The sequence below is a fragment of the Trichlorobacter sp. genome, from assembly GCF_034008105.1.
Lineage (GTDB): Bacteria > Desulfobacterota > Desulfuromonadia > Geobacterales > Pseudopelobacteraceae > Trichlorobacter.
Genome location: NZ_JAVEPN010000023.1, coordinates 1 through 23,726, shown reverse-complemented (window position 1 = coordinate 23,726; position 23,726 = coordinate 1). Strand labels below are relative to the sequence as shown.

The 23,726-nt window shown below is 57.4% G+C and carries 23 protein-coding genes, 2 tRNA genes and 1 pseudogene; 14 read left to right on the top strand and 12 right to left on the bottom strand.

Going from position 1 to position 23,726, the window contains the following annotated elements:
• Positions 1 to 291 (top strand): PaaI family thioesterase (locus RBQ93_RS11880; protein WP_320372329.1); only part of this gene is annotated, 291 nt, incomplete at its 5' end.
• 325 nt (positions 292 to 616) lie between these two features.
• Here RBQ93_RS11880 and RBQ93_RS11875 read toward each other — a convergent pair.
• Positions 617 to 1,243: a hypothetical protein gene (locus RBQ93_RS11875; RefSeq protein ID WP_320372328.1), complete on the bottom strand. Its 627-nt coding sequence runs from the start codon at positions 1,241 to 1,243 to the stop codon at positions 617 to 619.
• Positions 1,215 to 1,982 (bottom strand): ComEC/Rec2 family competence protein, encoded by a 768-nt coding sequence (locus RBQ93_RS11870; protein ID WP_320372327.1) that lies wholly within the window; start codon positions 1,980 to 1,982, stop codon positions 1,215 to 1,217. Before RBQ93_RS11870 ends, RBQ93_RS11875 begins: the two co-directional genes overlap by 29 nt.
• Positions 1,983 to 2,433: 451 nt before the next feature.
• Here RBQ93_RS11870 and RBQ93_RS11865 point away from each other — a divergent pair, with 451 nt between their 5' ends.
• From RBQ93_RS11865 to RBQ93_RS11855, 3 genes are all read left to right on the top strand, one after another.
• Positions 2,434 to 3,729, top strand: a complete 1,296-nt coding sequence (locus RBQ93_RS11865) for a replication initiation factor domain-containing protein (RefSeq protein WP_320372326.1) — start codon at positions 2,434 to 2,436, stop codon at positions 3,727 to 3,729.
• Positions 3,722 to 4,003, top strand: a complete 282-nt coding sequence (locus RBQ93_RS11860; protein ID WP_320372325.1) for a helix-turn-helix domain-containing protein — start codon at positions 3,722 to 3,724, stop codon at positions 4,001 to 4,003. The genes RBQ93_RS11865 and RBQ93_RS11860 overlap by 8 nt, the downstream gene beginning before the upstream one ends.
• Positions 4,004 to 4,077: 74 nt before the next feature.
• Positions 4,078 to 5,448 (top strand): tyrosine-type recombinase/integrase, encoded by a 1,371-nt coding sequence (locus RBQ93_RS11855; protein WP_320372324.1) that lies wholly within the window; start codon positions 4,078 to 4,080, stop codon positions 5,446 to 5,448.
• A gap of 60 nt (positions 5,449 to 5,508) precedes the next feature.
• Here the strand turns inward: RBQ93_RS11855 and RBQ93_RS11850 are convergent.
• The 5 genes from RBQ93_RS11850 to murI all read right to left on the bottom strand — a co-directional run bounded on the left by RBQ93_RS11850 (position 5,509) and on the right by murI (position 10,001).
• Positions 5,509 to 5,583 (bottom strand) — tRNA-Gly (locus tag RBQ93_RS11850).
• A 75-nt stretch (positions 5,584 to 5,658) separates the two neighbouring features.
• Positions 5,659 to 6,156, bottom strand: a complete 498-nt coding sequence (locus tag RBQ93_RS11845) for a hypothetical protein (RefSeq protein WP_320372323.1) — start codon at positions 6,154 to 6,156, stop codon at positions 5,659 to 5,661.
• Between the two features lie 19 nt (positions 6,157 to 6,175).
• Entirely contained in the window at positions 6,176 to 8,584 is a 2,409-nt protein-coding gene (locus RBQ93_RS11840) for a homocysteine S-methyltransferase family protein (RefSeq protein WP_320372322.1), read from the bottom strand.
• A 2-nt stretch (positions 8,585 to 8,586) separates the two neighbouring features.
• Positions 8,587 to 9,171 (bottom strand): GerMN domain-containing protein, encoded by a 585-nt coding sequence (locus tag RBQ93_RS11835; protein WP_320372321.1) that lies wholly within the window; start codon positions 9,169 to 9,171, stop codon positions 8,587 to 8,589.
• Positions 9,168 to 10,001: a glutamate racemase gene (gene murI, locus RBQ93_RS11830; protein ID WP_320372320.1), complete on the bottom strand. Its 834-nt coding sequence runs from the start codon at positions 9,999 to 10,001 to the stop codon at positions 9,168 to 9,170. Before murI ends, RBQ93_RS11835 begins: the two co-directional genes overlap by 4 nt.
• Positions 10,002 to 10,198: 197 nt before the next feature.
• Here murI and hrcA point away from each other — a divergent pair, with 197 nt between their 5' ends.
• The 6 genes from hrcA (at position 10,199) to RBQ93_RS11800 (ending at position 15,768) form a co-directional block, all read left to right on the top strand.
• Positions 10,199 to 11,233 (top strand): heat-inducible transcriptional repressor HrcA, encoded by a 1,035-nt coding sequence (hrcA, locus tag RBQ93_RS11825; RefSeq protein WP_413818384.1) that lies wholly within the window; start codon positions 10,199 to 10,201, stop codon positions 11,231 to 11,233.
• Positions 11,234 to 11,235: 2 nt separating this feature from the next.
• Positions 11,236 to 11,826, top strand: a complete 591-nt coding sequence (gene grpE / locus RBQ93_RS11820) for a nucleotide exchange factor GrpE (protein ID WP_320372319.1) — start codon at positions 11,236 to 11,238, stop codon at positions 11,824 to 11,826.
• A gap of 79 nt (positions 11,827 to 11,905) precedes the next feature.
• Entirely contained in the window at positions 11,906 to 13,831 is a 1,926-nt protein-coding gene (gene dnaK / locus RBQ93_RS11815; RefSeq protein ID WP_320372318.1) for a molecular chaperone DnaK, read from the top strand.
• A 90-nt stretch (positions 13,832 to 13,921) separates the two neighbouring features.
• A complete protein-coding gene (gene dnaJ / locus RBQ93_RS11810; RefSeq protein WP_320372317.1) occupies positions 13,922 to 15,049 on the top strand; it encodes a molecular chaperone DnaJ in 1,128 nt (375 codons plus the stop codon).
• A gap of 68 nt (positions 15,050 to 15,117) precedes the next feature.
• Positions 15,118 to 15,453 (top strand): hypothetical protein, encoded by a 336-nt coding sequence (locus RBQ93_RS11805; RefSeq protein WP_320372316.1) that lies wholly within the window; start codon positions 15,118 to 15,120, stop codon positions 15,451 to 15,453.
• A gap of 3 nt (positions 15,454 to 15,456) precedes the next feature.
• A complete protein-coding gene (locus tag RBQ93_RS11800; RefSeq protein ID WP_320372315.1) occupies positions 15,457 to 15,768 on the top strand; it encodes a cytochrome C in 312 nt (103 codons plus the stop codon).
• Between the two features lie 80 nt (positions 15,769 to 15,848).
• On the opposite strand, the gene RBQ93_RS11795 is transcribed toward RBQ93_RS11800, so the two are convergent.
• From RBQ93_RS11795 to coaE, 3 genes are all read right to left on the bottom strand, one after another.
• Complete coding sequence (locus RBQ93_RS11795) at positions 15,849 to 17,732, bottom strand: cytochrome c3 family protein (RefSeq protein ID WP_320372314.1); 1,884 nt, start codon at positions 17,730 to 17,732, stop codon at positions 15,849 to 15,851.
• 152 nt (positions 17,733 to 17,884) lie between these two features.
• Positions 17,885 to 19,066: a THUMP domain-containing class I SAM-dependent RNA methyltransferase gene (locus RBQ93_RS11790; protein ID WP_320372313.1), complete on the bottom strand. Its 1,182-nt coding sequence runs from the start codon at positions 19,064 to 19,066 to the stop codon at positions 17,885 to 17,887.
• Positions 19,063 to 19,659 carry a dephospho-CoA kinase gene (gene coaE, locus RBQ93_RS11785; RefSeq protein ID WP_320372312.1) on the bottom strand — a complete coding sequence of 199 codons (597 nt, stop codon included), beginning with the start codon at positions 19,657 to 19,659 and terminating at the stop codon, positions 19,063 to 19,065. The genes RBQ93_RS11790 and coaE overlap by 4 nt, the downstream gene beginning before the upstream one ends.
• Positions 19,660 to 19,748: 89 nt before the next feature.
• On the opposite strand from coaE, the gene RBQ93_RS11780 reads away from it, so the two are divergent.
• The 4 genes from RBQ93_RS11780 (at position 19,749) to RBQ93_RS11765 (ending at position 22,292) form a co-directional block, all read left to right on the top strand.
• A tRNA-Arg gene (locus RBQ93_RS11780) sits at positions 19,749 to 19,825 on the top strand.
• Between the two features lie 59 nt (positions 19,826 to 19,884).
• A complete protein-coding gene (locus tag RBQ93_RS11775; protein WP_320372311.1) occupies positions 19,885 to 20,331 on the top strand; it encodes a DoxX family protein in 447 nt (148 codons plus the stop codon).
• Positions 20,332 to 20,386: 55 nt separating this feature from the next.
• Positions 20,387 to 21,964, top strand: coding sequence for a peptide chain release factor 3 (locus RBQ93_RS11770; RefSeq protein WP_320372330.1), 1,578 nt, complete (start codon positions 20,387 to 20,389; stop codon positions 21,962 to 21,964).
• Positions 21,965 to 22,100: 136 nt separating this feature from the next.
• Positions 22,101 to 22,292 carry a hypothetical protein gene (locus tag RBQ93_RS11765; protein WP_320372310.1) on the top strand — a complete coding sequence of 64 codons (192 nt, stop codon included), beginning with the start codon at positions 22,101 to 22,103 and terminating at the stop codon, positions 22,290 to 22,292.
• A 53-nt stretch (positions 22,293 to 22,345) separates the two neighbouring features.
• Here RBQ93_RS11765 and RBQ93_RS11760 read toward each other — a convergent pair whose 3' ends face one another.
• Complete coding sequence (locus RBQ93_RS11760; RefSeq protein WP_320372309.1) at positions 22,346 to 23,449, bottom strand: chemotaxis response regulator protein-glutamate methylesterase; 1,104 nt, start codon at positions 23,447 to 23,449, stop codon at positions 22,346 to 22,348.
• Positions 23,450 to 23,461: 12 nt separating this feature from the next.
• Positions 23,462 to 23,726, bottom strand: a pseudogene (locus RBQ93_RS11755) (hypothetical protein); the annotation flags it as partial.

The following is a 23,726-nucleotide window of genomic DNA, read 5'->3' as shown; positions in this document are numbered from 1 at the left end:
GTGCGGATCGGTGAACAGTTTCAGGGCTGGCAGGGCATCACCCACGGCGGTATCATCTCGGCACTGCTGGACGAAATCTGCGCCCAGGCCTGCATGTGCGGCGGCATGCAGGTGGTTACCAGCGAGCTGAAACTGCGCTACCGGGCGCCGGTACCGACCGGATCAATGGTCACCGTAATCGGTGAGGTAGTGGGAGAACGCCGTCGCCTGGTGGACGTCAAGGGCCGGCTTGAACTGGATGGCAAGATTATGGCAGAGGCCGAGGTGATCATGTTTCGCACCGCCAGCTAGCGAGGAACGGCCCCTATCGACAGATGCACTGCTGACGACCGAAGGGGCTGCTTACTAACAAATACGAACACAAAAAAGGGCCAGCTTTAAAAGCTGGCCCTTTTGTTTTTAATGGAGCGGGAAACGGGATTCGAAGGCTGATAGCCGTACTATCAACATAAAATAATTTAAACAATATTAGAATTTTAACCAGCACCCCACTATTCAAAAGTCCAACATAATCAAATGTAGAAAAATCCCATGTGCTAGAAGTCGTGAAAGGTATGTGAGTGTGACAACTTAACAAGGGCACTGCATTTGCCTGGTTTGTTTACAAATCGAAGTATTATCTTTCATCGTGTATTGCCTGATCTGCCGACTTCGCCCCTTGAATTTTTAAATAATTATATCCGCCTATCACGAGACCGATTAAAACGCACAAAGATACCAAACCTGCAATGAACCATGGGTAACAATACCCGCCTAGCCGAGAAAGGGCGTAAGTAGCGGAGCCCGCGAACAAAGCGGTGATAAATGCGGAACCAATCAACTTAAAAGTGTGAACGCTAAATGGTTTTATAGCTAGAAAATCAGTCTTTGTATAAAGTTGATTTTTTGTAAACATTGGCGCTTCATACTTCAACAAATGACCACGAATTGCATTTATTTGTCGTGCTGTATATACAAAATAAAGTCTGTTCTGTAGGATTGACAATAAAATAAGAATTGACCCTATAACTACTACTGTAGAAAGAAATGCAAGGCAGATAAAAAAATCGTAGTTAATATAATCAAATGTTTTATATAAAGCAAATTGTGCTGCTGATACAGTTGTTGATAAAGTAAATAAATACTTAATTAGGTTTATTTGCCGCTCATCATAAAATTTTAGCTGGGCAAAACACAATTCGTATTCTTTATGCAAAAATGAATTTGTTGAAATATCAGAATGTCCATTTGATGGTTCCATCATGGTCTGTCCTATATACTTTGTTTTTGGTGTTGTCATTATAACGTCTGATTGACGTCGGATGTGGTACGTTGTCATGAACACCGCTTTTGGTTGAAATTACGGTGTATTTTGCGTTGCATTTCTTTATAAATGGAAGACATGCACCATTTATGCTGCCATGATGACTTGCGTGCAAAATATCATTACAGAAGTTTTTTGTATTGTCATGAATAAATTGAAGATTTGCATCAGATGCATCACCAGTGAACAAGACCTGCCTTTGCCCTAAGGCGGCTTTAATAACCAAGCATGCGTCATGCAGTTCCCTAGTATCTGATGACGCAGTACCATTATCAGGACCTATCATCCAGAATTTAGCACCGTCTGTTTCCCAATATGGCTTATCCCAACTATCTTGCCTAAAAGGCGTATATGTTTTAGTCCCTTTATTGTAAAATTTATCCTTTAAGTCATTAAACTCATTCCACTCATCTAGTGTTACACTAGAATCACCTCGACGTCTTGTGTATGGGCTATAGATAAGGCAATCTATAGAATAATCATTATCCCATAGGTACTTCAGGCCTGAGTAATGATCTTTGTGCTGGTGCGTAATAAAAACACCCCTTATTTTTTTATTTAAAGGAAGTAATTCTGAATATTCACCAATATTATGTGTATCAACGAGAAAGGTTGCTGAGCCTGTTTTAATAACTGTTGAATCACTGCAACCTACATCTAAACAGTGAATTGTTCCCATAAAATCCTCTTTTTGTCAGAACTATGTTAGTTTTAAAAGTTTGATACTTTTGTCGGAAGTCTACCACAGTCCATCCAAGTCAACCAGTCAATTTTATGTAAAATATTCTTGACAGCCTTTGTTTGCTGGCGTATTCCTCGCCTTAACAAGTAACCGTTTCAGGCGCTGCACCTTTTGCAGCACATTCGTCCTGGTTGTTACCTCATAAACTAAAAACAAGGGGCCAAAAAGAGAGATAGCGCCACATAAAGTGTAGGGCATAAAATCAACAGCCCGGTTAAAGCCGACGTGCACACATAAAAGTACGGGCACCTAAAATCAAAAGACCCTAGTTAGAACAGACGCGCACAAAATAGATAGCGATCCCCGCTTAAACTAAACGACTAAAAAGAGGTACATCACACAGCCATGGACGATTTCCAGTGCTATCAGCACACGGGGAGACGTTATCATGGCTATTTTTGTATCTGACACCGCAACTTCACCAAACACCACCAACGACCGCCTTACAAGAGCCCCGGACGATCCGGCGGGGATTGCTGGCTCTGCCGGCAACCGCGGCGGATCGGCGGGACAACGGCAGGATACTGCCGTTGATACCAGCGTCGGAGGTGGGTACACCGGAGACGCCAACAGCCCCCGGCCAGTAATTACGGGGGCGCAAATTGCAATCCCCATTGTTAACCAGTGCTTAATCGACTGGGCTGCCTTTACCTTCAAAATCAACAATCCCCATGAAGTGCTTGAAATCATCAAGCTAGATGCAGCCTTGTTCACTGAAATGGAACGGGGCCATTACGGCTATTCCCGTACCCTTCGCAGCGGCAGCATTGCAATCTTTTATGAAGGTCGCGAAAACATGGGATGTCATGTAACCATGACCGGCCAGGGGTGCCGACAGTATGAAGCACAGTTTACTGACAGCCCGTGGCTTGATCTGTTTACCAATGCGCTTGCACACAAGGCAACCTTTACCCGCCTTGATCTGGCCCACGACAATGTGGATTCTACGCTCGATCTAGAAAAACTCAAGTCTGCTGTTCTCAACCAGGAAATCCGTACCCGCTTCAAGAGTGCTTCACAGATTCAGGGCTATGGCCTATCACGTGGCGCGTACCAGGCTGAAACCGGTGATAACACCATCTACTTTGGCAAACGGTCGTCTCGGGTATTTTTACGCTTCTACGACAAGTCTGCACAGCTAGGCCTGCCCTTTGTCTGGCGGCGCGCTGAATTTGAATTAAAAGACAAGCGAGCGCAGGAAGCGGTCAAGCTCTTAGCCTCTGGCATCCCTGCCGGTCAACTGTTCGTCGGTATCCTGAATCAGTACCTTGCTGTCATCAACTCCGACAACCTCAACACCAGCCGGTGCTCGGTCCAGGACTGGTGGGCTGCATGGCTGCAATCCACTGAAAAGATCAAGCTCACAACCACCCCCCAGATCAAGACCGTTGAAGAGGCAATGGCGTACTTACAGAAACAGTATGCCCCGCTCCTGGCGGTGATCCGTGAGTATTTAGGGCGCAACGGCTTTGAAGGGTACGTAAGCCACCTACTTAATGACGGCTCAAAGCGTCTCAGTATGCGGCATGAACAGATGTTGTTTGTCTCCACGCAAGGCCGTGCCGACAATTACGACGATGACCGCATAACACGCGAGGAACGCATTGCCATGATGATCGACGGGGGACTGACGCGAGAAGAGGCCGAAAGGATGCTGTCAGAACAGGGGGCCAGCCATGAGTGACCACCAGACTACCCCTGACGTCTTAACCGTGGAACAGTTTGCCGAACGTCTGCAGGTATCCCGTGCAACGGTCTTTGCCTGGATGCAGAAGAATATCCTGGTGCAGGGGCTGCATTTCTTCAAGATCGGGCGGGTGCTGCGTTTCGTCTGGAATGCCGAGGCGGTTGCTGTGCTTCTGAATTGTTCTGCTGGCCCGACACTCCAACCGGCCAAGGCTGCACCGCTGCCGACTGCTGGCGGGCGCAAGTCCTCGGCGATTAACTTCGAGTACTAAGGCTATGGCAAGCTGTGCTATGGTCATAGGCAGACTTTTGAATGGTGGGGCGTTGCGCACGAAAGGACAACGCTATGAGTAAGATCAACCACCACCTCGACATGCTCTTTGACAACGAGGATAAGAAACAAGGGGCCATTATCAGGAAGCCTGGCTCTCGTAAGCTGTACGTTCTCTTTTCCTACTTCAACCGGCGGATAGAGAAAACCACCGGCTTGAACGACACCAAGAAGAACCGCGAGAAGGTCAGAACCTGGCTGGATCGGGTGATAGAGAGACGGGACGCTGGCAAGCTGGTCTTTGCCGATGCCTTCCCCGGTGCATCGGAAGAGGAAAAAGCCTACTTTGCCAAGCTGGAAGGCTGGCAGTACAGCCCGGAACCGAAGGATATTTTATTCGGTGACTATGTGGCGGCGTGGTTCCAGGATGTCTGGGAGCAGTACTCGGAAGGGACCAAGAAGGACGACTACAAGCTGATCATCAACTACTGGCTGTTGCCGCACTTCAAGGAGCTGACCTTCTTCCAGATCAGCGGCGTGGAGATTCAGAAATTCATTGCCGGTCTGAAACGGAAGAAGGGACCACTCAAAGGGCAACCACTGTCAAAGGCCAGGGCAAAGAACATCCTCATTCCGCTACGCACCATCTGGAATGATGCCTGTGACCAGTACCGCTGGACGCTGCACAATCCCTTCACCAACCTGAAGAAACACCTCCCTAAAACACCGGCCAAACGGCGGGAAGGGTTCAGGTTCGATGAATGGATGACGTTCTTGAACGAGGTTGATCCCTGGTATCAGCCGGTGGTGGAGTTGATGATCCTTACCGGGATGATCAATTCCGAGATTGCCGGTCTGAGAAAGAGCGACATCACCCAGGATCATATCAAGGTGCAGCACACCATCGTCAGAGGCAAGGCCAGCGATACACCTAAGACCATTTACCGGATCAGGAAGATACCGATCACCCAGGCCATCAGAAAACGGCTGGATGTCCTTCTTGAGCGCAGTACCGGCGATTTACTGGTGACCACCAAGGCAGGCAAAACCTTCCGGCCTGCCGACTTCCTGAAAAACATCTGGTCAAAGGCAGGACAGGCCAGCGGGATCACCGATAAGGTTCCCTATTCGATGCGGCACTCCTTCGCTGCCTGGGCTTTAACTCTGCGGATTGATCCGAACCGGCTGGTTCGTTTGATGGGCCATGGCTCAAAGAAGATGATCTACGAGGTCTACGGGGATTACATCGACGGTCTGGAAGAAGATTTCTGGCTGATTCTGGAATACTTCGGCAGGGACTTCGTAGAACCCAAGCAGAGACGGCCACCGCACCAGGGAGAGTATTTCCCCTATGGCCCCAATGGGTACACACCAGGCACACCGGATTCGTATCTTTATCCTGTTATCCCTGCGAGTTACGCCAGAATCGAAACGGGCGGCTTGTGAAAGTTTTTGTGAAAGTTAGGGCAAAAAGAAAGGAACCCCTAAGGGTTCCTTTAAGTTAGATGGAGCGGGAAACGGGATTCGAACCCGCGACTTCAACCTTGGCAAGGTTGCACTCTACCACTGAGTTATTCCCGCGTGAAGAGATGGATTGTATAACAAACTGCCCCTGGGGCTGTCAATATTTTTTTTGCCGATGCCGCAGACAGGGTACTATTTTGAGGCGCCGAAAAAGTTGAGGATGGCGTCATCGAGACTGCCGGACTGTTCTTTTTTGGGTTCCGGGGCCTTCTGTTGAGCAGGGGCAGCTTTGCCGTCAGTGACCGGCTCCTGAAACAACAGATCAATGCTGGTATCCGGCTCCTGCGGAGGGACCGCTGGTGTTACGGGCGGCTCGCTGATGACCGCTTCTTCCTTCAGTTCGGTAACCGGCTCAGGCTTGGATTTGTCCGGGAAGGCCCGAGCGTCAAACTCGCCGCTTTTGAGGCGCCGCAGCATATCCTTATGCTGCTCCTTCATCAGATCCTCGACCACCGCCTCCAACTGTTCAATCTTGAGGATATCGGCGTAGCTGGTCTTTTTGGAGCAGAGAATCACCCCGTCGCGATACAGCAGGGTGATGACATGGGGGTTTTTGACCCCGCTGTCTTCGGTCTGGATATGAAAGACGTCGCCCTTATAGGTTATGTTGTGGTTATAGCCGAGCAGCATGGTGGTATCCCCGCAAGCGTTAGTGCTTCAGCAGTTTTTTGATCTTCGCCACGGCCTCCATGGCATCCTTGGCGTAGAGGTCGGCGCCTATCCGGTCGGCGTACTCCTGCGAGACCACCGCGCCGCCCACCATGGTGAAGGTGCGTATGCCGGCTGCCTTGAGTTTTTTAAGCACCACTTCCATCTCGGCCATGGTGGTGGTCATCAGGGCCGAGAGCCCCACCGCATCAACCTGCAGTTCCTGGGCCTTCTTGATGATGGTGGCGGCCGAGACGTTCTTGCCGATATCGAACACCTCGAAACCATGGTTTTCCAGCAGGGTGCAGACGATGTTCTTGCCGATGTCGTGGATATCACCCTCCACGGTGGCCATTAGAATCCGGCCCAGTGACTGGGCCTGTTGACCGGACAGCTCCTGCTTGAGACGACCGAAACCGGCCTGCATGGTCTCGGCCGACTGCATCACCTGGGGCAGGAAGACGATATTCTTTTCAAACCGCCGGCCCACCTCTTCCAGGCCGGGCAGCAGCCCTTCGTTGCTGATCTGCATTGGCGACAGCCCCTCAGCGAGGGCCTGCTCGATCAATGGCACCACCCCTTCCCGATCGCCGTTGATGATGGCCCGGGCCAACAGATCACGCACCGCCAGGGGCTGGTCGGTTGCAGCCGACACCACCGCATCGGCCTGCTGGCCGGCATAGGCAGCGATGTAGCCGCTGGCCTGGGGGTCACGGTTGAGCAATACCTGGGCCGAACGCCAGGCATCCATCATCGCCTTGTCCTTGGGGTTGATGATGGCGGCGTCAAGACCGGCCTCCATGGCCATGGCGAAGAAGGTGGCCGAGATCAATGGGCGTTGTGGCAGACCGAAGGAGATGTTGCTGACTCCCAGCACGGTGGTCAGGCCCAGCTTCTGCTTGACCAGCCGGATGGCCCGCAGGGTCTCCATGGCCCGCTTCTGCTCGGCGCTGACGGTCAAGGTCAGGCAGTCGATGATGATGTCCCGGTCGGGGATGCCGATACGGCGGGCGGCGTTGCGAATGCGGCGGGCAATGGCCAGCCGTCCCTCGGCAGTGTCGGGAATCCCCGTTTCATCGAGGGTCAGGCCGAGTACGGCGGCGCCGTACTTTTTAGCCAGCGGCAGAATACGTCGCAGACTTTTACGTTCACCGTTAACCGAGTTGATCAGCACCTTACCGTCGGCGGCCTTCAGACCGGCTTCCAATGCCTTGGGGCTGGAGGAGTCCAGCACCAGCGGTTGACTGACGGCGGTAGTGACGCAGAACACGGCCCGCTCAAGGGCCGCCGGTTCGTCGATGCCGGGTGCGCCGACATTGACATCCAGCAGATGGGCACCGGCCTGGGCCTGTTCCATGGCCTCGCGCCGGATATAGGCGGTCTTGCCTTCCAGCAATTCCTGGGTATAGAGCTTCTTGCCGGTGGGGTTGATCCGCTCACCGATCAGGGCGGTGGGGTTGCCACGCCCCACGGCGGCCCAGCCGGAACGGCTGGACAGCAGCAACGGCATGCCGCTTTGATCGGCCAGCCAGGCGCGCTGACGGCCATCCAAGGCGGTTCGCATGGCCTTGATATGTGCCGGCGTGGTGCCGCAGCAACCGCCGATCACCCGCACTCCCAGTTCCAGCAGACGGTCATGGTAGGCGGTCATCTCGGCCGGACTGGCCGGAAAGACCGTCTTACCGTCCACCAGTTGTGGCAGTCCGGCGTTGGCCTGACAGATCAGCGGCAGGTGGGTCACCCGCCGCATGGCCCGCAGCAGGTCGTACATCCCATCCACCCCGAGACCGCAGTTGGTACCGACCAGATCGGCTCCGGCGGCGGTCAGGGTAATGGCGGCGGCCTCGGGTGAGGTACCCAGCACTGAACGGCCGTTATCCTCGAAGGTCAGCATGGCGATCACCGGCAGCTGTGGAGCCACCTGCTTGCAGGCCATCAGCGCTGCCTTGCATTCCTTGATATCGAGGAAGGTCTCCAGACTGAACAGATCAGCGCCGGCATCAGCCAGGGCCTGGGCCTGTTCGGCAAACACCGCCACCATTTGGTCAAACGTAAGTTCGCCCACCGGCTCCACAAACTGACCGGTTGGCCCGATTGAGGCGGCCACGTAGGCCTTGTTGCCAGCCACTTCACGGGCGATTGCCACTGCCTTGGCGTTGATCGCCACCAGCTTGTCTTCCAGACCGAAATGTTCCAGCTTGCAGCGGCTGCCGCCGAAGCTGTTGGTGACTATGATGTCGGCGCCGGCCGCCACATACTCACGGTGCACCGAGGCCACCACCTCGGGCATGGTCAGGTTCAGCTCTTCCGGCGATTGGCCCGGCTTAAGCCCTCGCTCCTGCAGCAGGGTACCCATGGCACCGTCCAGAATCAGGGTGCGCTCGGCAAGTGCGTTCAAAAACGGTTGCACGGCTAGCTCCTTTCCTGGCTCGGCTGAAGCTGCGGGGCCTCCAGCTCACGGTACGGCACCAGGGGGTCCGACAGGTCCAGGTGACGCAGGCGGGCCTGGCGATTGCCATCGATGCTGATCTGCACCTTGGTGATCTCGGGCAGATTAGTACAGACCGTGTTAACGATGCCATACACCGCCAGCATCTCGGCCGAGCTGCCCGCAGCCAGCCCTTCCACAAAATCGCCACCCAGGTCAATCACGGCCAGATCGTTCTCGATCTTCGCGTTATTCACCGTGGTCCATTCAGGGTAGATGTTGGTCAGATCGGATATGGGGCCGCTGAACAGTTCCTCCAGCAGCGACCGCAGACAGTTACTACGGTCTCCGCAACGCTCCACCTCCCGCGCCTCGCGGTAGAGCTGCCCCTCGTCGTTGGCGTAGAACAGCACCACCTTCTGTACCAACGCAGCGCCTTGCTGGCCCGGGGGTGCGTCAGGCAGTTGACCGGCCTCGCGATACTTCTGCCAGACCAGTCCGCCAAATACCAGTGCCACCAGTACAAACGGCACAATGACATCAATCCCAATCCGCCGACGGTGTTTCATGATTCCTGTTCCTTGTCTGTCAAACGGCAATCGTCCAGGGAGACCTGGTAGACATCCCCCAGCTTGCCCCCCAGAAAGCGGTTACCGACCCGGATAAAGCCGGCCGGCACATCGGTAACGTAGTAATGGTGGTTGCCCTGCTCGGCTGCCGGCCGCAGCAGTTTTTTCTCCTGCAGAATGGTTGCCACGGTACGGGCAGTCTCCTCGGCCGAATCCACCAGGGCCACCTGGGGGCCCATGGCCTCGGCAATGATCTTTTTGAGCAGCGGGTAGTGGGTGCAGCCCAACACCAGCGAATCGACCCCCGCCTGCCGCAGTTCATCCAGATACTGATGGGCGGTCAGCCGGGCGATCTCGTTATCAGTCCAGCCCTCTTCCGCCAGCGGCACAAACAGCGGGCAGGGTTTGGCCAGCACAGAGATAGTCGGGTTCAGGCGTTTGATGGCGCGGGAATAGGCCGAACTGCGGATGGTGCCGGCCGTGCCGATCACCCCCACTACACCGGACCTGGTCACCTCCACCGCCCGCCGGGCGCCGGGCTCGATCACTCCCACCACCGGGATCGGCAGCTGACGACGCAGCGCGGGCAGCGCCACCGCCGAGGCGGTGTTACAGGCCACCACCAGCAGCTTGATGTCACGGGTCATCAGGAACGAGGCGATCTCCTGGGAGTAACGGATCACCGTATCCGGCGACTTGGTACCATAGGGCACCCGGGCCGTGTCACCGAAGTAGATGGTATCTTCCTGGGGCAGCGCACGGGCCAGCTCCCGCAGCACGGTCAAACCGCCCACCCCTGAGTCAAATATGCCGATCGCCCGCCAGGACACGCACCCTCACCTCGCCAATAGATTAGAACAATTCTATATATAGTGTTTAGACACTTCAGGCAAGCCATTTGCCCCTTTTTTAGCCAATGTTTCCGACCGCTGCCCCGGCACTATGGCCTTGACAAAACCCTGACCGCTGATTACCTTGTGACCTGCTAGCACTCATCTGGACAGAGTGCTAACCCAGGGGGCACTCGGTGGTAGACCTGACCCTATCACAACGCAGCAGACAGATTCTGGAAGCGATCGTCGAGGACTACATCGCCACGGCCGAACCGGTGGGCAGTAGTGCCGTTGCCAAACGCCACGCCATGTCGCTCTCGTCGGCCACGGTCCGTAACGTGATGGCCAGCCTCGAGGAGCTGGGGCTGTTAACCTCGCCCCACACCTCGGCCGGTCGCGTACCGACCGAAAAAGGGTTCCGTTTCTATGTGGATTCGCTGGTTGCGCTGCGCCAGATCAGCCCGCAGGAAAAGAAGGAGATCCTGCGGCGCTACCGCGAGACCGGCACCAACCTGACCGATGTGTTACGGGAGACCAGCCGCACCCTTTCCTCGCTCTCCAACTATACCGGTCTGGTGGTGGCTCCCCGCTTTACCAGCTGCCTGTTCCGCCACATGGAGTTCGTCAAACTGGGCAGCCGCAAGGTGTTGGCGATCCTGGTTTCCTGCAACGGAGCGGTGCAGAATCGGATCATCGAGACAGAGCAGGAGTTCTCCAACGACGATCTGGTCAAGATGGCCAACTACCTGAACAGCGTCCTGGAGGGGTTGACCATTGACCAGGTGCGCCAGAAGATCCTGGCCGAGATGCAGTCGGAAAAAAACCGCTACGACCAATTGCTGAACAAGGCATTGAGCCTGTCGCAGCAGGCACTGCCCGATGTCGAGCAGGATGTCTACATCGCCGGCCAGTCGCGCATCTTCGACCAGCCCGAGTTTGCTGACCTGAGCAAGATGCGTGAGATTTTCGCGGCCTTTGAAGAAAAGGGCCGTCTGGTGGAACTGCTGGGTCGCTGCATGCAGGCCGACGGCGTGCAGATCTTTATCGGCGCCGAGACGCCCTTGAAGGAGATGGCCGGCATGAGCCTGATCACCTCCACCTACCTGACCGGCAATGACACCATCGGCCTGTTGGGTGTGGTCGGACCAACCCGCATGGGTTACTCCAGCGTGATCCCGATCGTTGACTACACTGCCCGTCTGGTCAGCCAACTGTTGACCACCGACTAGGCATGCACAAGCAGCACGACGCACAAAGAAAACCACACAAGGATGCAGACGTCATGGAAGAAAACCAACCGCAGGAAACCGTCGCCGAACAGCCCACGACCGAATTAACCCCCGAGGAGCGGATCAGCCAGCTGGAGGAGGCGCTCTGCGCCAAGGAACAAGAGGCCCGGGACAACTGGGACAAGCTGCTGCGCGAGCGGGCCGACCTGGAAAACTACAAAAAACGGGCCTCCCGTGAAAAGGAAGAGCTGCTCAACTACGGCGTCAAGTCGATCATCGAGGAAGTGCTGCCGGTGGTGGATAACCTGGAGCGGGCCCTGGAGCATGCCAGCGAGGACGGACTGCCTGCCCTGGTGGAAGGTATCCGCATGACCCACGGCATGCTGCTGACCGCCCTCAAGAAATACGGCGTCTGCGCCGTGGAGGGCACCTGCGGCACCCTGTTCGACCCGGCCTTTCACCAGGCCATGAGCCAGGTGGAGACCGCCGATCAAGCGCCCAACACCATTGTGCAGGAGTTTCAAAAGGGCTACCTGCTGAAAGAACGCCTGCTGCGGCCTTCGATGGTCTCGGTGGCCGCACCGCCAAAATAAATGGTTACCCCCCTTGTTTTTCCGGGATCCACTACTTAGCTTACAGACAGAAGATTTCTCACGGAAGGAGAGTTAGATCATGAGTAAAGTTATCGGTATCGACCTGGGCACCACCAACTCCTGCGTCGCCATCATGGAGGGCGGTGAGCCGATTGTCATAGCCAACTCCGAAGGAAGCCGCACCACGCCGTCGATGGTGGCCTTCACCGAGGCCGGCGAGCGGATCGTCGGTCAACAGGCCAAGCGTCAGGCAGTCACCAACCCGGAGAACACCCTGTTCGCCATCAAGCGCCTGATCGGCCGTAAGTACGACACCGAGGCGGTCAAGAAGGATATCGCCATCTCCCCCTTCAAGATCGTCAAGGCCGACAACGGCGACGCCTGGGTGGATGTGCGCGGCAAGAAGTACTCGCCACCGGAGATCTCGGCCATCATCCTGCAGAAGATGAAGAAGACCGCCGAAGACTACCTGGGCGAGACCGTCACCGACGCCGTGATCACCGTACCGGCCTACTTCGACGACTCGCAACGTCAGGCCACCAAGGACGCCGGCAAGATCGCGGGCCTGAACGTGCTGCGGATCATCAACGAGCCGACTGCCGCTGCCTTGGCCTACGGCCTGGACAAGAAGAAGGATGAGAAGATCGCCGTGTTCGACCTGGGCGGCGGCACCTTCGATATCTCGATCCTGGAACTGGGCGACGGCGTGTTCGAGGTCAAGTCCACCAACGGCGACACCTTCCTGGGCGGCGAGGACTTCGACCAGAAGATCATCGACTGGATCGCCGACGAGTTCAAGAAGGACCAGGGCATCGACCTGCGCGGCGACAAGATGGCGCTGCAACGCCTGAAAGAGGCGGCTGAAAAGGCCAAGTGCGAACTGTCCGGCTCCATGGAGACCGACATCAACCTGCCGTTCATCACTGCCGACGCCAGCGGGCCAAAGCACCTCAACCTGAAGCTGTCCCGCGCCAAACTGGAATCGCTGTGCGATGATCTGTTGCGCAGACTGGAAGGCCCCTGCCGTACCGCCATGAAGGATGCCGGCCTGTCGGCCTCCGAGATCGACGAAGTGATCCTGGTGGGCGGTATGACCCGCATGCCGGCGGTTGTGCAGCGGGTGCAGGATATCTTCGGCAAGACCCCCAACAAGGGCGTCAACCCGGATGAAGTGGTGGCGATCGGCGCCTCCATCCAGGGCGGCGTGCTGAAGGGCGACGTCAAGGACGTGCTGCTGTTGGATGTGACCCCGCTCTCGCTGGGTATCGAGACCCTGGGTGGCGTACTGACCAGACTGATCGAGAAGAACACCACCATCCCCTGTCGCAAGTCCCAGGTGTTCTCCACCGCCGCCGACAACCAGCCGGCCGTGTCGATTCACGTCCTGCAGGGTGAGCGCGAGATGGCCCGCGACAACAAGACCCTGGGCAACTTTGAGCTGACCGGCCTGCCGCCGGCACCGCGCGGTGTGCCCCAGATCGAGGTGACCTTCGACATCGACGCCAACGGCATCGTGCATGTCTCGGCCAAGGATCTGGGCACCGGTAAGGAGCAGTCGATCCGGATCACCGCCTCTTCCGGCCTCTCCAAGGATGAGATCGAGAAGATGGTCAAGGATGCCGAGGCCCATGCCGCCGAGGACAAGGCGAAACGCGAGGCGATTGAGGCCCGCAACCAGGCTGATTCGATGATCTACAGCACCGAAAAATCCCTCAAAGAGGTTGGGGACAAGGTCGATGCCGTTGACAAGGGGAACATCGAGAACAAGATCGCCGACCTTAAAAAAGTGATGGATGGTGAAGACGCCGAGGCGATCAAGAAGGCCACCGATGAGCTGGCCCAGGCAGCCCACAAACTGGCCGAGGCGATGTACGCCAAGGCTCAGACTGAAGCTGGTGCCGAGGGTGGCGGGACTGAGGCCGGTCAGCAGGCAGGCGAGGCCAAGCCCAAGGACGACAAGGTGGTGGATGCGGACTTCGAGGAAGTGCAGGACGACAAGAAGTAACGATTCCAGTACGAGCATGCGTACACCGGTAGGGGCGGTCGAAGGACCGCCCCTACACCTGTATACAACCACCCACAAGGAACCTTACCCGTGGCAAACGGCGAAAAACGAGACTACTACGAGGTTTTAGGCGTTCACAAAAACGCCTCAGAGACCGAGATCAAGAAGGCCTTCCGCAAGCTGGCCATCCAGCACCACCCCGACAAGAACCAGGGTGACAAAGAGGCTGAGGAGAAATTCAAGGAGGCCACCGAGGCCTACGAGGTGCTCTCCGACGCCCAGAAGCGAGCCCAGTACGACCAGTTTGGCCATGCCGGCATGTCCGGCAACGGCTTTGGTGGCGGCGGCTTTGGCGGCTTCGGGGCCAACTCCCCCTTTGGCGACATCTTCAACGACATCTTCGGCGACATCTTCGGTGGCGGCGCCGGTCGCCGCACCCAGGGGCGGCGGGGCGACGATCTGCTCTACAACCTGGAGATCAGCTTTGAGCAGGCGGCCTTCGGCTGCGAACAGAAGATCGAGGTGCCTTACGCCAAGCGCTGCAGTGCCTGCAACGGCTCTGGCGCCAAGCCAGGCACTGAGCCCAAGATCTGCCCCACCTGCCGTGGTGCCGGACAGGTGCGTTATCAGCAGGGTTTTTTCAGCGTCAGCAAGACCTGTGGCCAGTGCAACGGCGAGGGCAAGGTGGTGGATGATCCCTGCCCCGAGTGCAAGGGCCGCGGCGGCGTCAAGGACACCAAGACCCTTTCGGTCAAGGTGCCGGGCGGCGTCGAGACCGGTTCCCGCCTCAAGCTGTCCGGCGAAGGCGGCCAGGGAGTCAAAGGCGGTCCCAACGGTGACCTGTATGTGGCGATCAGCGTCAAGGAACACCCGCTGTTCCAGCGGGAGGATGACAATGTGATCTGCGAAATCCCGATCAGCTTTGCCCAGGCAGCCCTGGGCTGCGAGATCGAGGTGCCGACCCTGGACGGCAAGGTGGCGATGAAGATCCCTGACGGCACCCAGTCCGGCAAGATCTACCGCCTGCGTGGCAAGGGGATCCCCTCCCTGCAGGGCTACGGTCGCGGCGACCAGCTGGTGATTGTCAAGGTGGAAACTCCCACCAATCTGAACAAAAAACAGAAGGATCTGTTGGAGGAGTTCGCCAAGATCAGCGGCGAAGACGCCCATCCGATGAAAAAGTCGTTTCTGGACAAGGTAATGGATTTCATCAGCTAGCTGATCTCCCCTTGCCTGATCAGCGGTTTTGATCTAGCATGGCGCGATTCTTTTCAGCGGGAGGCTCCATGGAAAAGCAGGAATTGCTGGAAAAGACCACCGAGGCGCTGCGTCCCTTTGAGACCCAGAACCTGATGACCACCATCCAGAACCTGACCCTGCAGCAGATCTTCAGCAACTGGGTCTTTCTGCTAATCACCTTCGGCCTGATCTTTTTCGGCATCTACAAGCGTTCCAAGACCGTGCTACTGACGGTCTTTTTCCTGCTGGCGCTGATTGTGATGGTGCGCTTTGCCATGCCGGCACCCGATGAAGAGCTGACCATGAAAACCATCCTGCCCTTTGTCGGCTTCGGTCTGGGCATCGGCGGCGTGATCGTTTACTTCAGCTTTATAAAGGATTAATCCATGAAGATTGAAAAACGGGACTGGCTGTTCATCGCCCTGATCGTAGTGGTGGTGGGCACCTTCATCGCCATTTCGGGCAAGGAAAAGACCACGCCGGTGCCCAATAACCCGATCCATAACCCGGTCTACCAGGAGGCCTACAAAAACGCCCCCGGCCCCGACGCCTCAATCTTCAAGAAGGCCTTTTTCAAGCCAGCCAAGAAGGATGCCGAACAGCTTTGCGAGCCCTGCCACCAACAGTACGGTGTTGAGCTGCCGCCCAACCACCCGCCCAAGCATCGCTGCCTGTTCTGCCACAAGCTGGTCAAATAGACCGTTCTTAGATCTCGTCTCCTAGCAAAACGGCCACCCTGAAAACAGGGTGGCCGTTTGCTGTTCTGGTAGCACGAAGACTACTTTTTCGCCTTCACCATCTGCTTGGCCATGGCTAGGTTGTGGTGGGCCACGGCACGAATCTCCGCTGCACGCGGATCGTCCTTACGCTTGTCCAGCTCTGCCAGGAAGCGCTCCAGATCCTTACGGGCAGCATCGGTCCGCTTCTTGTTGTACGGCAACTCAAAGTTGATCCCCTTCACATCCCAGGCCATGGTGGGCAGCACCGCAAAGGGGGCGATATCCTCCAACTTGCGGTTGGCCGCCAGTGACGGCTGTTCCCAGGCCACGTTGCTGAAACGGATGCCATTCTTGTCGGCCGTCAGCGTATAGCTACCCGCAAATGGCTTGGTCACATCACGATCCTCAAAGAAACGCCACACCGACTTACCGACCTGGGCCTTGGTGTCATGACAGCTGCCACAGGTGCGCGGCTTGCCCATGGCGTGGCTCAGCTTGTCCATCTGGATCCAGAGGATCGCCTTGTTGCCGCTGGGCAGGTCATTGCGGGTACCAACGACAATCAGGGCATCGTTGACATCGGTGGCGGATCGCGCCACCTCAAAGGTGACCGGTTCACCGATGCGCGGATTACCCGGTACGGTCCGTTGTGGTATCGCCCGGAACAGTAGTCCGGTGGGGCCCAGCTCCTTGGTCTGATTCAGCACCGCCATCGGGTACGGCTTGACCGGGATATAGCGACCAGCGGCATTTTTGATGATGGTCGGCAGGTCGCGGGTGCCGTAATATTCTTTATGCTTGCCATAGGGGGTTTCCACGCCGTAGTAGTGCCCCTGCCCCCAGAAGGTGTACTGATAGGCGCCGGATACGGTGACATGGCAGGAAGCGCAATCAACTTTACCGTGAGACGAGCCCTGCACCGCCTTCACAATCAGGCCATGGCAGTTGGCACAGGACGTACGCGCATCATCAGCCGCCAGGTGACCAAATTGATGATTGACCGGTTTGTGGCAGTCCAGACACTCCAGACCGGCCTTGACATGGGCCCCCTGCGGCATATTGGCCGGGAAGGCGTATTCGCCCCGCATAAAGCCTGCACCACGCCGACGGTCCATCGGACCGGCATGACAGATGCTGGCGCGGCCACCGCCGTAGCAGCTGGGGGTGTCCGGCTTGCCGAAGGAGTGGCTGCCCTTATTGGCCACCGGCTTGTAGTGACAATCATTGCAGGATGCGTGGCACATGTTGCAAGAGCGCTCCATGGCGCCATGCATCGCCTTGCTGTACGGCACACTGGTTTGACTCCGGATACCCTCTTCATTCTGGCCGGGCCACATACCGCAGTTCTGCGGGCCGGGCTGTTTTTCTGACCAGTCGCGGAAGGCACGCTGGTTCTTGGTCAAGCCCTTGGCTGAACTGTTGTACTCTTTAACTGCCTTGTCATGGCAACGGCCACAGGTCTGCTGGGCTATCTTGGGGGCATAGGCCAAGGTCTCTTGGTCACGGTCATGCCAATGAATGCCAACGACCTTTTTAATGCCAGCCGCCTCCAGTTTCTTGGGATCACCCTTGGGGACCATGCTGGTCATCCCGCTACCCTTCGGTACCAACGGCTGCAGGGCGCCAACAGCCTCACGGGATACGGCCTGCCCTTTATGGTTCTTACCGGCAGCCACCAGGAACGGCGCCAGCATCCCTTTGTGGGCTGCGGCCTTGTCAGTGGCCTTGGGGTCACCCAGGTGGCAATCGATGCAGGTCGGTTTGCCCTGCATCCCCACCTCACGATCCACCTGAGCCGGATCGAGGTACATCGCCTCGGCACCCAGCTCCTTCAGCTTGGCACGGTCGCTGTGACAGCCAACGCAACTGGACCCGGCATCAAACCCCCAGGCCATACCGGCGGCTGACAACAACACCAGTACCATCATGCTTACCTTTTTCATGGCGCCCTCCCGAAGAGTTGTTAGCACAACTATACCGCTCAAAGCCGGGTTGACAAGTTTAGCGGTGGATTAAGCTGAACGGCACAAACAAAAAAACCGCCCAAACTGGACGGTTTTCAGGTGCGCAACCTCTGCACGGCACGGCGACGGATCTAGTACAGTTCGTACTTCAGCAAACGACACTCCAACGGTCCGTTGAACAGCACAAAACGCCGGGCGGGTTTGAGTCCCACCAACCGGGCCAATTCCAGGTCGCCGGCCAACAGATAGGCGGTCCAGCCGGTGAAGCGCCGCTTAAAGACTTCACCGATCTTGCGGTAGAGTCCTTCCAGTTCTGACTTGTCTCCCATCCGCACGCCGTAGGGCGGGTTCATCACCAGCACCCCTTGATGGCCACAGGGCTCGGTGTCTTCAAATGGCCGCCGATCGAAGGAGATGGCATACTCCAGGCCAGCCCGGCGGGCGTTCTCACGGCAGGCGATGATCGACTTGGGATCCCGGTCAAAGCCCAGCACCGGCACGGTCAGACTGCTGGCTGCGGCGGCCTGTTCTTCCTGCAGCAACCGTTCCCACAAGCGACGGTCGAAATCCCGCCAACGCATCAGACCAAACTCCCGGCCGCCCCCGGCAGGCTGTCCCAACGCCATGGCGGCCCCTTCCAGGAGTAACGTACCAGAACCGCACATCGGGTCCAGGAGCGGCACCGAGCCGTCCCAGCCGGTATGCAACATGATGGCCGCCGCCAGGGTCTCCCGCAACGGCGCGTCGTTGCGGTCCAACCGCCAGCCACGACGGTCCAGCGGTGCACCGCTGGCGTCCAGCGACACGGTGGCCCTGTTTTTGGCGATATGCAGATTGACCCGCAGATCGGGCGCCTTGGTCTCGATGTTGGGACGACTGCCGGTCGTATCCCGCAGCAGGTCGACGATGGCATCCTTGGCCTTGAGGGCGGCAAAATGGGAGTGCGTGATGGCGGAATCCCGCAGGGTGCAATCCACCGCCAAGGTCATGGCAGGGGTTAGCAGCTCCGTCCAGGACAGCGCACGGATGCCGTCATACAGTTCCTGCGGCGAAGCACAGGGAAAGCTGCCAAGCTGCACCAGCACCCGGCTGGCGGTCCGCAGCCGCAGCAGACTGCGGTACAGGATGCGGCGATCGCCGCCAAAGCTGACCCCGCCCCGCACAACCTGGATCTCGGATGCTCCCAGACGCTGCAATTCGCCAGCCGTCAACTCCTCAACCCCCAACGCAACGGTGGCAAACAGCGCCAGTGGACGGCTGGCCGCCACAGCGGCTGCGCCTTTACGCCGTATCACGGTAGATGTTTCACTCATACTGCTATCCTTTGCTGCCAGGCTGCCCGTACCTGCTCACGGGTTGTCTCAAGGCTGCCGCTGTTATCGATCACCACCACGCCGTAACCTTCCTTTTCCGTCAGCGGCATCTGGGCGGCGATGATCTGACCGGCCTGTTCCCGGCTGCAGTTGTCACGGGCCATCAATCGTGCCAGCTGCACTTCGGGCCGCAACGTCACCACCCAGATCTCATCCACCCGATCGGTAGCCCCCGCCTCGATCAGCAGCGGCGCCATATAGACCGCCACTGCGGCTCCACGTGCCTTGACCGCTGCCAATCGTTGTTCCGATACCACCTTGATGGCCGGATGCATAATCGCCTCCAGCTGTTTCCGCTTGAGCGGATCGCCAAACACCAGCCCACGTACGGCCTGACGATCAATGCTACCATCCGGTGCCAGCACTGCAGAACCAAACAGTTCCACAATCTTGGCCAGAGCGGGCGATCCGGGCGCCACGACATCGCGGGCAAGCTGGTCGGCGTCAATCACCACCGCCCCCAGTTCCTCCAAAAATCGGGCCACGGTTGTTTTCCCCGTGGCTATGCCGCCGGTCAGGCCGATGATCTTCATAGTGTCAGGATAGTAGCAAAGCGCTGGCCGGATGAACAGGATTTTTCCCTTGAGTTGTCGAGACCGTTCGTGTAAAAGTTATCGTTCGCGGGCGGTTAGCTCAGTTGGATAGAGCGTTGGCCTCCGAAGCCAAAGGTCGGGAGTTCGAGTCTCCTGCCGCCCGCCAAATCGGCACTCAGGGGACCATTGGTCCCCTTTTTATTTAACTCATGTCGGAGGTATACCATGGCCCGAGGTGGCATTGAGTTGTCCGACGCCATAGCGCCGCTGTTAATCCGTATCCCCCTGGGCTTGATCTTTATGGCCCACGGCTCGCAAAAGCTGTTCGGCCTGTTTGGCGGCAGCGGCCTGACCAGCACCTTTGCCAGCTTTGAACAGAGACTGGGTATCCCGCCGATCTTCACCCTGTTGGCGATCATCGCCGAATTCGGCGGCGGCATCGGCGTGCTGACCGGCTTTCTGACCCGCTTTTCTGCAGCCGGCATCGCCTCGGTGATGGCGGTGGCCATCTACAAGGTTCACTGGGCCCACGGCTTTTTTATGAACAGCTCCTGCCTGCCGGGGCGCGGCCACGGCATCGAGTTCACCCTGGCCCTGCTGGGAATGGCCCTCTATCTTACCATTGCCGGCGGTGGCCGGTGGTGTGTTGACCGCCTGATCTTCAAGGGATAATACTTACGGCGGGCGCTACCCGCCGTTTGCTTCAAGGAGCAGTAACGTGAGCAGCCTGCACAACCAGACCGAAGTCGACAAGCGTCGCACCTTCGCCATCATCAGCCACCCGGACGCCGGCAAGACCACCATCACCGAAAAACTGCTGCTGTTCGGCGGCGCCATCCAGCAGGCTGGTGAGGTGCGCGCACGCAAATCGGCGCGCCACGCCACCTCGGACTGGATGGAACTGGAAAAACAGCGCGGCATCTCGGTCACCTCGTCGGTGATGAAGTTCACCTATGACGGCTACGAAGTCAACCTGCTGGACACCCCCGGCCACAACGACTTTTCTGAAGACACTTACCGGGTCTTGACCGCAGTGGACTCGGCCCTGATGGTGATTGATGCCGTCAAGGGGGTGGAGAGCCAGACCAGGAAGCTGCTGGATGTCTGCCGCCTGCGGGATACCCCGATCATGACCTTCATGAACAAGCTGGACCGGGAAGGTCAGGAACCGCTGGACCTGCTGGACGACGTGGAGAAAAACCTGGGGATGCAGACCGCGCCGATCACCTGGCCGATCGGCATGGGCAAACGCTTCCGCGGCACCTATCACCTCTACAACAAAGAGGTGCAGCTGTTCGACCCTGAGGCTCAGAACGGCGTGGGGCGGATCGTGACCGTCAAGGGACTTGATGACCCCCAACTGGATGAGATCCTCGGCACACAGGCTGAGGAGCTGCGTAACGACGTTGAACTGCTGGAAGGGGCGGCCCACCCCTTTGATCTGCACGAATACCTGGCCGGCCGCCAAACCCCGGTTTTTTTTGGTAGCGCCATCAACACCTTTGGTGTGCAGCAACTACTGGACACCTTTGTTGAATACGCCCCCCACCCTCGTGAGCGTGCCACGGTCTCACGGATGGTTTCACCCTATGAAGAGCCGTTCTCCGGCTTTGTCTTTAAGATCCAGGCCAACATGGACCCGGCCCACCGCGACCGGATCGCCTTTTTCCGGATCTGCTCAGGCCGCTTCGAACGCGGCATGAAGGTGCGCCACCTGCGTCTGGGCCGCGATGTGCAGATCAGCAACGCCACCATCTTCATGGCCCAGGACCGGACCAACGTGGAAGAGGCCTACCCCGGTGATATTATCGGCATCCACAACCACGGCACCATCAAGATCGGCGACACCTTCACCCTGGGCGAGGATATGAAATTCACCGGCATCCCCAGCTTTGCGCCGGAACATTTCCGCAAGGTGCGCCTCCTGAACCCGATGAAATCAAAGGCGCTGGAAAAGGGACTGGTGCAACTGGCTGAAGAGGGCACCACCCAGGTCTTCAAGCCGCTGTTTGGTGCCGAATGGGTGGTGGGAGCGGTGGGTATCCTACAGTTCGATGTGGTGCTGCATCGCCTGAAATACGAGTACAGCGTGGAGATCGCCTACGAACCGGTGGCCTATGCCACGGCCCGCTGGGTGACCGGCGACAAGAAACTGGTTGAAGAGTTTGAAAAACGGGAGAAGATGAACCTGTACATCGACGGCGAGGGCAAGCTGACCTACATGGCCGGCAGCCAGTGGCGGCTGGACAACACTATTGAGAATTGGCCGAAGCTGGAGTTCCACGCAACGTCAGAACATAGCTGAAACGATCTTTTTCCGCCCTGTCCCCATCAAGCTGCATGATGCCTTGTGCGGCGTACTACACAAGTACGCCTCCGCGTCATCATTTGCTTGCCGGCCCCAGAACGAAAAAATCCTCGTTTCATGGGATTTGCCTACAATGACGACCTATTCCTTCAAAGCTACCTGGAAAGCCGCGACCGCACTGCCCACCGATCATTTCCCTTTGCTGCTGCCGGGCGTACACAAGCTTGCCGCTTTCTTCATCCTGCGACGGCTTAAAAAGCTGGGCTATTCCAATTGCCGGGTGGACAGCAGCAGCAAAGGGCTGGTGGTCTACGCACAACGTTAAAAAAGGGCGACCCGATTCGGGTCGCCCTTTTGGTTAGTTCCGATTATCCAGCATCACACGGCGAACTTGCCGATCTCATAACCGATCTGGCCCAACGGCAGCACCTCATCGGCCACACCACCGTCCACGCAGGCCTTGGGCATACCGTAGATGGTTGAGGTGGCCTCGTCCTGCACAATGGTCACGCCGCCCTTCTGTTTCAGCTGTTGCATCCCCTTAAAGCCGTCATTGCCCATACCGGTCAACACCACTCCCAACATGGCGCCGGCCGAGGCCTCGGCCATGGAGCCAATCATCAGATCAACCGACGGTATGTAGACATACTGCGGGTAATCGCTGGTAGGCGCGGTCTTGACCACCAGACCGCCAGCCCCCCGCACCAGCTGCGTGTGCATGCCACCCGGCGCAATCAGGATCGTACCCGGCTTGACCGGTTCCCCGTTCACCGCTTCCTTGACGGTAATCGAGCACTTGGCATTGAGCCGCTCGGCATAGGGGCCGGTAAATGCCTTAGGCATATGGATCGCCACCACGATGCCGTAGGGAAAGTTCATCGGGATACGGGAGATGACCTCCTGCAGCGCAACCGGACCGCCGGTGGAGGCACCGATGCCGACATAGCTGATCTTTTTGCCATGAATCCTGGAACTGCCGGACGGACGGGGCGCCGGTGCAGTGCCCAGCGACGGGCGCGGAGCCGTGGCTGTCGGGCCGACACCGGGAGCGGCCCGCAAAAAACGAGAGCGGGTGGCCTCACGCACCTTCTTGAGCAACTCCTCCCGAAAAACATGCTGTGCCTCGGAGGAATCCGTGATGTTCTTCGGGATGTAGTCTATGGCGCCGGCATCCAGAGCCTCAAAGGTGGCCCGCGCCCCTTCATTGGTCAGCGTGGAAACCATCAGCACCTTGGTGGGCGCCTTGGCCATGATCTGTTTAAGTGCTGAAATGCCATCCAGTCGGGGCATCTCAATGTCCATCGTAATCAAATCCGGCTTAAGGGCGATTGCCTTTTCCACCCCTTCGGCGCCGTCACTGGCAGTACCGACGATGTCGATACTCGGTTCTTTTGACAGTATCCCCCGGATCGCCATCCGCATAAAGGAAGAGTCATCAACAATCAGTACCCGCGTCTTGGTACCAGCACTGGAAGCAAGCATCCGACCTCCCCCTCAAGCCTTCGAAAATATGGAACTGACCAATTCCTTCACATCCGGCACCGCATCGTCCAGCTCGTAACAGAACCGCTCAACATCCAACTGAGCCAGACTAGGGAACTGTTCCTTCAGAATCTGCCAGCCATCTTCTTCGGTTCCTCGTCGTTTCAAGTGGGTTGAGGGTATAGCGAGTTGAATCTGAGCTTGCCTGCAATGATGTAGGCCATGGTAATCAGATTCTTGGGGTTGCGATATCCTCGTGCCCGCGCCTTGGCTGCCT